We start from the raw sequence: 692 nt of genomic DNA, 5'->3' as shown, positions 1-692 counted from the left end.
TTTTGACAAAGTTCGATAACTGTTGGATCGTCATTATTAATTTCTGTCCCTGAATCATCACTTACTTCAGTTTGATCTGGAGCTGTTCCAGTAGCAGTCGCCTGGTTCACTACTTCCCCAGCATCAATATCTGCTTGGGTGATTGCGTAGTTTGCTTCGTATATCCAAATTTCGGTAACATCTAACTCTCCGTCTCCATCAGTATCTCCACTTATTGGACCTGCCAATGGACCTCCTAATAATGGGTCGTCTACTATTATGTTAGACAGACTTACATTCCCTTCATTAGTAACTGTGAAAGTGTATGTAATAGTCTCATCAACATCTGAACAGTCATCACCGTTCTCGTCATTAAACACTCCCGTTTTTACAATTGCAATTGCTGGGTTTTGACAAAGTTCGATAACTGTTGGATCGTCATTATTAATTTCTGTCCCTGAATCATCACTTACTTCAGTTTGATTTGGAGCTGTTCCAGTAGCTGTCGCCTGGTTCACTACTTCCCCAGCATCAATATCTGCTTGTGTGATAGCGTAGTTTGATTCGTATATCCAAGTTTCAGTTACATCTAACTCTCCGTCGCCATCAGTATCTCCACTTATTGGACCTGCCAATGGACCTCCTAATAATGGGTCGTCTACTATTATGTTAGACAGACTTACATTCCCTTGGTTAGTAACTGTGAAAGTGTA

1 protein-coding gene is annotated in these 692 nt (G+C 40.8%); it reads right to left on the bottom strand.

Annotation, left to right across the window (positions count from 1 at the left end):
- Window positions 1-692, bottom strand: a 692-nt coding sequence (locus RT250_RS13525; RefSeq protein WP_435373080.1) for a DUF7507 domain-containing protein, incomplete at both ends; no start/stop codon positions are given.

This window comes from Aequorivita sediminis (assembly GCF_032080575.2).
GTDB classification, from domain to species: Bacteria; Bacteroidota; Bacteroidia; order Flavobacteriales; family Flavobacteriaceae; genus Aequorivita; species Aequorivita sediminis.
The sequence above is the reverse complement of the archived record's forward strand: the minus strand, read 5'-3'. Positions and strand labels throughout refer to the sequence as shown.